Origin of the sequence: Streptomyces sp. NPDC050263, assembly GCF_040655955.1 — a bacterium.
In the GTDB taxonomy this organism is placed as follows: domain Bacteria; phylum Actinomycetota; class Actinomycetes; order Streptomycetales; family Streptomycetaceae; genus Streptomyces.
Genome location: NZ_JBFAKW010000063.1, coordinates 46,628 through 53,604, shown reverse-complemented (window position 1 = coordinate 53,604; position 6,977 = coordinate 46,628). Strand labels below are relative to the sequence as shown.

Annotated in this window: 9 protein-coding genes; 4 read left to right on the top strand and 5 right to left on the bottom strand. The window is 72.3% G+C overall.

Translation table 11 applies throughout. The features are described 5' to 3' along the window. Positions 1–89: 89 nt before the first annotated feature. From AB0J04_RS26090 to AB0J04_RS26080, 3 genes are all read right to left on the bottom strand, one after another. Positions 90–1,064: a DMT family transporter gene (locus AB0J04_RS26090; protein ID WP_363170973.1), complete on the bottom strand. Its 975-nt coding sequence runs from the start codon at positions 1,062–1,064 to the stop codon at positions 90–92. 73 nt (positions 1,065–1,137) lie between these two features. Continuing rightward, positions 1,138–1,878 carry a winged helix-turn-helix domain-containing protein gene (locus tag AB0J04_RS26085; protein ID WP_363170972.1) on the bottom strand — a complete coding sequence of 247 codons (741 nt, stop codon included), beginning with the start codon at positions 1,876–1,878 and terminating at the stop codon, positions 1,138–1,140. A gap of 40 nt (positions 1,879–1,918) precedes the next feature. Then, complete coding sequence (locus tag AB0J04_RS26080; RefSeq protein ID WP_363170974.1) at positions 1,919–2,566, bottom strand: TetR/AcrR family transcriptional regulator; 648 nt, start codon at positions 2,564–2,566, stop codon at positions 1,919–1,921. Between the two features lie 52 nt (positions 2,567–2,618). Here AB0J04_RS26080 and AB0J04_RS26075 point away from each other — a divergent pair, with 52 nt between their 5' ends. The 3 genes from AB0J04_RS26075 to AB0J04_RS26065 all read left to right on the top strand — a co-directional run bounded on the left by AB0J04_RS26075 (position 2,619) and on the right by AB0J04_RS26065 (position 4,770). After that, complete coding sequence (locus AB0J04_RS26075; protein WP_363170971.1) at positions 2,619–3,770, top strand: acyl-CoA dehydrogenase family protein; 1,152 nt, start codon at positions 2,619–2,621, stop codon at positions 3,768–3,770. A gap of 58 nt (positions 3,771–3,828) precedes the next feature. Further along, on the top strand, positions 3,829–4,071 hold the full coding sequence (locus tag AB0J04_RS26070) for a YiaA/YiaB family inner membrane protein (protein WP_363170970.1): 243 nt from the start codon (positions 3,829–3,831) through the stop codon (positions 4,069–4,071). A 72-nt stretch (positions 4,072–4,143) separates the two neighbouring features. After that, positions 4,144–4,770 (top strand): TetR/AcrR family transcriptional regulator, encoded by a 627-nt coding sequence (locus AB0J04_RS26065; protein WP_363170969.1) that lies wholly within the window; start codon positions 4,144–4,146, stop codon positions 4,768–4,770. Between the two features lie 60 nt (positions 4,771–4,830). On the opposite strand, the gene AB0J04_RS26060 is transcribed toward AB0J04_RS26065, so the two are convergent. Beyond that, positions 4,831–5,292, bottom strand: coding sequence for a MaoC family dehydratase (locus AB0J04_RS26060; RefSeq protein ID WP_363170968.1), 462 nt, complete (start codon positions 5,290–5,292; stop codon positions 4,831–4,833). Between the two features lie 108 nt (positions 5,293–5,400). On the opposite strand from AB0J04_RS26060, the gene soxR reads away from it, so the two are divergent. Then, complete coding sequence (gene soxR / locus AB0J04_RS26055) at positions 5,401–5,871, top strand: redox-sensitive transcriptional activator SoxR (protein ID WP_363170967.1); 471 nt, start codon at positions 5,401–5,403, stop codon at positions 5,869–5,871. 35 nt (positions 5,872–5,906) lie between these two features. Here soxR and AB0J04_RS26050 read toward each other — a convergent pair whose 3' ends face one another. Continuing rightward, positions 5,907–6,974, bottom strand: coding sequence for an RNA ligase (ATP) (locus tag AB0J04_RS26050; RefSeq protein WP_363170966.1), 1,068 nt, complete (start codon positions 6,972–6,974; stop codon positions 5,907–5,909). Positions 6,975–6,977 lie beyond the last annotated feature (3 nt).

Below are 6,977 nucleotides of genomic sequence, written 5' to 3'. Positions count from 1 at the left end.
GTACGTCCAGTACGAGGACTTCCGGCCGGCACACCGAGAGCACGCACCGGACGCCGCTCCTTGACGGGCAAACGTTGCCTGCCGCGGCACTAGGAAGCCTCGCGGTCGAGGTCCCGCCGCTCGGGCCGTGGCTCCGGTGCCGTCTCCGGTGCCGTGGCGGGCACCGCACGCGCCGTAGACCTCGACCGCGACACGGCCACCCCCGCGAGGCACAGCGCCCCGCCCGCCAGTGTGAGCGGCCCCGGCACCTCGCCCAGCGCCAGCCACGACATCAGCACGACCAGCGCGGGCACCGCGTACGTCGTCGCCCCCATACGGCTCGCCGTCGTCCGGGCCAGGGCGTACGCCCAGGTGGTGAACGCCAGCGCGGTCGGGAAGACGCCCAGGTAGACCATGTTGAGCGTCGCCGAGAGCGGCGCGTCGGCCGCCTCGTGCGCCAACTGCCCGGCGAACGGCAGACACACCACGGCCCCGACGAGACTCCCGAACGTCGTCACCTGAAGCGCGCTCGCCCGGGCCAGGGCCGGCTTCTGCGCGACGACCCCGCCCGCGTAGCCGACGGCGGCGAGCAGACAGAGGACCACCCCGAGCACCGACGCCCCGCCCTCGCCCGACATCGACAGGCCCACGGCCACCGCGCCGACGAAGGACACCGCCATCCCGGCCAGCAGCCGCGGCGGCATCGGGTCCCCGAGCAGCCGTGCGCCGAGCAGGGCTATCAGGATCGGCCCGATGTTGACGACCAGGGCCGCCGTCCCCGCGTCCACCTGCTGCTCGCCCCAGTTGAGCACCACCATGTAGAAGCCGAACCACAGCACGCCCGACACGGCGATGCCGCGCCAGGCGGGTCTCGGCGGCCACCCCTCGCGCCGTACGGCGCAGATGACTCCCAGCACCGCGGCCCCGCAGAGCAGCCGGCCCAGCGCGAGCGCGCCTGGCGAGTAGGCGTCGCCCGCACTGCGGATCGACACGAAGGCGGAGGCCCACAACACGACGGTGACGGTGGCTGCGCCGGCGGCGAGCACGTCCGGACGGCGTTCGGCGGACTGGGGGTTGTTCATCATGTTCCTGAGGCTAGGAGGGACGAGGGAACGAGGCTCGCGGATTTCGGTCGTGGGCGTGCGCCCCTGAAAGCGTTCAGCGCAAGGTCGTCGCATCGATCCCCAAGTGCTCGGACAGCGCCTTCTCGCCCGCCTCCGTCACCTTCACCGCCCGCTCCGTGCCGATGCGTACGCACCAGCCCGTGTCGAAGGCGTGGCGGCACAGGGCCGCGCCTGCGGCGCCCGCGAGGTGGGGGCGGCGTTCGGTCCAGTCGAGGCAGGCGCGGGCGAGCGGGCGTCGGGTCGCGAGGTCGAGCGGGATGCCGTTGCCCGCGAACCACCTCAGCCCCGCCTCGGTCAGCCCGACCTGCCCTTCAAGGTCCAGCAGTCCCCGTGCCGTGAGGGCGTCCGTGACGGCGATGCCGAGGCGGCCGGCGAGGTGGTCGTAGCAGGTGCGGGCCCGGGCCATCGCGGATCCGGCGGTCGAGGCGCGCAGGCCGCGCGGGCGGCGGGTGGGATCCGGGGCGACCTGGGCGGTCAGGTCCTCCAGGAGCTGGGCGATCCGGGTGTCGGCGAGGCGTACGTACCGGTGCCGCCCCTGCCGTTCCTCGGTCAGCAGTCCGCCCGCGACCAGCTTGCCCAGGTGCTCGCTCAGGGTCGACGCGGCCACCCCCGCGTGCCGGGCCAGCTCGCCCGCGGTCCACGCCCGCCCGTCGAGCAGGGCCAGCAGACAGGCGGCCCGTGTCTCGTCGGCGACGAGCCCGGCGAGGGCGGCCAGGCCCGGGGCTCGGGCGTCCCGCCGGTTCCGGGTGTCGTTGATGCTCACGCGTTCCAGCATGCGCGACGGACACTTCGGCGCATGCCGAACTGTGTCCGCATCAGGGCTGGGGCAGCTGCTCGAACTGTCGGTCGAGGCCGTCCAGCAGGGCCGTCAGGCCGGTCTCGAAGGCACGCTCGTCGATCTTCTCCTGCTGCTCGGCGAGAAGGTGGGCCTGGCCGAGGTGCGGGTAGTCGGCGGGGTCGTACGCGCTCACGTCGTCGACGAAGCCGCCGGCGAAGGAGCCGAGCGCGGAGCCCATGATGAAGTAGCGCATCAGCGCGCCGATGGAGGTGGCCTGCGCGGGCGGCCAGCCGGCGCGGACCATCGCGCCGTACACGGCGTCCGCGAGGCGCAGTCCGGCCGGGCGGCGGCCGGGGCCCTGGGCGAGCACCGGGACGATGTTCGGGTGGTCGCGCAGAGCCGCCCGGTAGGAGACGGCCCAGTCGTGCAGCGCGGTCCGCCACTGGCGGCGGTCCTCGAACATCGACAGATCGACCTGGGCGCTCACCGAGTCGGCGACGGCCTCCAGGATCTCGTCCTTGGTGCGGAAGTGGTTGTACAGCGAGGGCCCGCTCACCCCCAGCTCGGCGGCGAGCCGGCGTGTGGAGAGCGCCGCGAGGCCTTCCGCGTCCACGAGCGCCCGTGCGGTCTCGACGATCCGGTCGGTGCTGAGGAGGGGCTTGCGCGGTCGGGCCATGGCGCACATAGTAGGGCTGCGCAACAGAAACTAGCAGTGCTAATTTAAGGGTGCGGCGGTCATGAATCTGGGGCTCAGTGAGGAGCAGGCGGCCGTTCAGCGGCTTGCCAGGGACTTCGTGGAGCGCGAGATCGCCCCGCACGTCGTCGCCTGGGACCGGGCCGAGGAGGTCGACCGGTCCATCGTCAGGAAGCTCGGCGAGGTCGGCTTCCTCGGGCTGACCGTCGACGAGGAGTACGGCGGCTCGGGCGGCGACCATCTCGCCTACTGCCTCGTCACGGAGGAACTCGGCCGCGGGGACTCCTCCGTGCGCGGGATCGTCTCCGTCTCGCTCGGGCTGGTCGCCAAGACGATCGCCGCGTGGGGGAGCGAGGAGCAGAAGCGGCGCTGGCTGCCGGGCCTGACCTCCGGCGAGACCGTCGGCTGCTTCGGCCTGACCGAACCCGGCACCGGCTCGGACGCGGGCAACCTGACCACCCGCGCGGTCCGCGACGGCGACTCGTACGTCATCGACGGCGGCAAGATGTTCATCACGAACGGCGCCTGGGCCGACGTCGTCCTGCTCTTCGCCCGCTCGACCGACGCCCCGGGCCACAAGGGCGTCTCCGCCTTCCTCGTGCCGACCGACACCCCCGGCCTGACCCGCCGCACCATCCACGGCAAGCTCGGCCTGCGCGGCCAGACGACCGCGGAACTGGTCCTGGACGGCGTCCGGGTGCCCGCCTCCGCGATGCTCGCCCCGGAGGGCAAGGGCTTCTCGGTCGCGATGTCGGCGCTGGCCAAGGGGCGGATGTCGGTCGCCGCGGGCTGCGTCGGCATCGCGCAGGCCGCCCTGGACGCGGCGGTGCGCTACGCGGGCGAGCGCGAGCAGTTCGGCAGGAGCATCGCCCACCACCAGCTCGTCCAGGAGCTGATCAGCGACATCGCGGTCGACGTCGACGCGGCGAGACTGCTGACCTGGCGGGTCGCCGACCTCGTCGACCGGGGCCTGCCCTTCGCCACCGAGTCCTCCAAGGCCAAGCTCTTCGCCTCGGAGGCCGCCGTCCGCGCCGCCAACAACGCCCTCCAGGTCTTCGGCGGCTACGGCTACATCGACGAGTACCCGGCGGGCAAACTGCTGCGCGACGCCCGCGTGATGACCCTCTACGAGGGCACCAGCCAGATCCAGAAACTGGTCATCGGCCGGGCGCTGACCGGGGTTTCGGCGTTCTGAGTACCTTCTGAGTAGCCGGACGGATGTGTCGGCGGCGTCGTCCGGCGACGCTTCTCCCATGAGTGAGACACCGGTCAAGCAGAACACCGCCGCCTTCTACGGCCAGGCGGTCGCGTCCTTCGCCGTGGCGATGGCGGCGACCGCCATCGGCATCTTCAAGCTGCACGCCGACGCCTGGGTGCGCGGTTTCCTCGCGATCGCCGTCCTCTACCTCGTGACGTCCGCCTTCACCCTCGCCAAGGTCATCCGGGACAAGCAGGACGCGGCGGCCCGGACGTACAGCCCGTTCGAGAAGCTCTGAGCGGGCACTCTAAGCGGGCGCTCAGCTTCGGCGGTATGGTGTAGCTCCTGTACCGAGAGGGGCGAACAAGCGATGACTACGGCGGAGGAGACGGCCGGCGGCGAGATCGAGCCGTGGGAAGAGGTCACCCCTGACGCGGCCCGGCGACTGCTCGTCGCCGCCGTGGAGGCCTTCGCCGAGCGCGGCTACCACGCGACGACGACCCGGGACATCGCGGGCCGCGCGGGGATGAGCCCGGCCGCCCTCTACATCCACTACAAGACCAAGGAAGAGCTCCTCCACCGCATCAGCCGGATCGGCCACGACCGCGCGCTGGACATCCTGCGCACGGCGTCCGCCGGCGACGGCGACGCCACCCGGCGTCTCGCGGAGGCGGTGAGCTCCTTCGTCCGCTGGCACGCCGGGCGGCGCACCACCGCGCGGGTCGTCCAGTACGAACTGGACGCGCTCGGGCCCGAGGCCCGCGCCGAGATCCTCGACCTGCGCCGACAGGTCGACGCCGAGGTGCGCGGGATCATCGAGGACGGCGTGGCGAGCGGCGAGTTCGACGTGCCGGACGTACGCGGCACGACCCTCGCCGTGCTGTCCCTCTGCATCGACGTGGCCCGCTGGTTCAACGTCGACGGCCCCCGCACGCCCGACGAGGTCGGCGCGCTGTACGCCGACCTCGTGCTGCGGATGGTGGGCGCGGCGAAGTAGCCCTACGGCGCCCACGGGCAGCAGCGCCCGCAGGGGCATGGCCCTACAGGGACTTGGCGCCTACAGGTAGTACCGGGACACCGACTCCGCCACGCACACCGGCTTGTCCCCGCCCTCGCGCTCCACCGTGAAGGCGACGGCGACCTGGACGCCGCCGGTGACGTCCTCGACGCCGGTGATCTTCGCGGTGGCGCGCAGCCGCGAGCCGACGGGCACGGGGGAGGGGAAACGGACCTTGTTGGTCCCGTAGTTGACGCCCATCTTGACGTTCTCGACCTTGATCAGCTGGGGGCCGAAGAGCGGCAGCAGGGAGAGGGTGAGATAGCCGTGCGCGATGGTCGTGCCGAAGGGGCCGGCGGCGGCCTTCTCCGGGTCCACGTGGATCCACTGGTGGTCGCCGGTGGCCTCCGCGAAGAGATCGATGCGCTTCTGGTCGACGTCCAGCCAGTCGGTGTACCCCAACTGCTCGCCCACCGCCGCCTTCAGGTCGTCGGCGGACGTGAAGATCCTCGGCTCTGCCATGTCTCTCGGCCCTCTCGCGTCAAATGTCTAAGCAACTGCTTAGCATGGTCGGCCGCCGGGTCGATGTCAACGGACCCGGGGTGAGCGGCGGTGGGTAGGGTTCGAGGGGTGCCGCAGATTCCCGAGAAGATCCACGAGCTCACGGTCGGCCAGCTCGCCGCGCGCAGCGGCGCCGCCGTCTCCGCCCTGCACTTCTACGAGTCCAAGGGCCTGATCAGCAGCCGCCGCACGGCGGGCAACCAGCGCCGCTACCACCGCGACACGCTGCGCCGCGTCGCCTTCGTCCGGGCGGCGCAACGGGTCGGCATCCCTCTGGCCACCGTCCGGGAGGCGCTCGCCGAACTCCCCGAGGAGCGCACCCCGACCCGCGAGGACTGGGCGCGCCTCTCGGAGGCGTGGCGGGCGGAACTGGACGAACGCATCAGGCAGCTCAACCGTCTCCGCGACCACCTCACCGACTGCATCGGCTGCGGCTGCCTGTCCCTCGCCACCTGCGTCCTCTCCAACCCGGACGACGCCTTCGGCGAACGCGCCTCCGGCTCCCGGCTGCTGGTGGAACGCAAGAAGGGGCGCGGCTGACCGCACCGGCCCACGCGCCGCACCCCCGCTGCTCGCTACTCGTACTCCGTCCCGCCCTTCCGGGTCAGATACGCCCCGCTCACCGCCTTGGCGATCGCCCGGCCCCCCGTCACCGGGCTGTACCGCTCGACGGCCGGCCGGATCACGACGCCCTCGCGCAGGTGCAGCCCGCGTCCGGACACCGTCTCGCGGCCGGTCGCGATCTCCAGGACCCGCTCGCTGTCGTACGGCCCCTCGAACAGGCGGGGCACGAGGGGCAGTCGGCCCTCCAGCAGCTCCGCCGCGTCCAGCCAGCGCAGCGTCCCGTCGATCTCCGCGGACACGTCGAACACCGCGTATCCGAGGGTGTCGCGCCGCCCGTCCGCGCCGTACGTCAGGTCCTGCACGCCCGCTCCGTACACCTCGCCGAAGATGCCGATCCGACGCGCGCCCAGTCGCTCGGCGAGCCCGGCCGCCGCCTCGGCGACCCCGTGCCCCCGCACGGCACGCCAGTACAGGTTGCGCGGATCCTCCGCCAGGGCCAGGGACTTCGCGCCGAAGCCCTTCGAGGAGACGTACACCCGCTCCTGGTCCGCGACATACGTCAGCAGGCACGCCGTGCCGTGCAGTTTCTCGGTCAGGACCACGGGCTCGCCGGGTTCGAAGATGCCGGGGTAGCGCTGGATGTTCTCGATGTCGACCCACGGCAGCAGCTCCAGGGCCGCCTCGACCTCGCCGTTCATGGTCGGCGGGATCGGCGGCACCCACTTGACGATGCCGAGCCGCTCCGCGAAGTCGGTGCCCTCGGTCGCGGCGAGCGCCAGGTCGACGTCCGCGAGCGCCTTCGGGCGGCAGACGATCCCCTGCGACAGCTCGCCCCGCAGCCGCACCGCCTTCACCCGGTCCGACCTGCTGCCCGCCAGTCGCCCGGTCAGCCCCAGCTCCTCGACCAGCTCGGTCGGGAGCACCGACTGCTCGGGGATGTAGAGGGCGGCCTCGCCGGTACGGTAGGCGCCCTTCGCGACGACGGCCCGATACAGGCCGACCTGGGCCAGTTCGAGGGCGTCCGCATTGGGGTGTTCGTGGACGGTCAGCACTTCGGCGGTGACGTGCAGCGTCGACATGAG

Bases quoted from the DNA above. Each gene is read 5' to 3' on its own strand.
- AB0J04_RS26090 (WP_363170973.1), bottom strand. From the start codon at position 1,064: ATGATGAACAACCCCCAGTCCGCCGAACGCCGTCCGGACGTGCTCGCC.
- AB0J04_RS26085 (WP_363170972.1), bottom strand. From the start codon at position 1,878: ATGCTGGAACGCGTGAGCATCAACGACACCCGGAACCGGCGGGACGCC.
- AB0J04_RS26080 (WP_363170974.1), bottom strand. From the start codon at position 2,566: ATGTGCGCCATGGCCCGACCGCGCAAGCCCCTCCTCAGCACCGACCGG.
- AB0J04_RS26075 (WP_363170971.1), top strand. From the start codon at position 2,619: ATGAATCTGGGGCTCAGTGAGGAGCAGGCGGCCGTTCAGCGGCTTGCC.
- AB0J04_RS26070 (WP_363170970.1), top strand. From the start codon at position 3,829: ATGAGTGAGACACCGGTCAAGCAGAACACCGCCGCCTTCTACGGCCAG.
- AB0J04_RS26065 (WP_363170969.1), top strand. From the start codon at position 4,144: ATGACTACGGCGGAGGAGACGGCCGGCGGCGAGATCGAGCCGTGGGAA.
- AB0J04_RS26060 (WP_363170968.1), bottom strand. From the start codon at position 5,292: ATGGCAGAGCCGAGGATCTTCACGTCCGCCGACGACCTGAAGGCGGCG.
- AB0J04_RS26050 (WP_363170966.1), bottom strand. From the start codon at position 6,974: ATGTCGACGCTGCACGTCACCGCCGAAGTGCTGACCGTCCACGAACAC.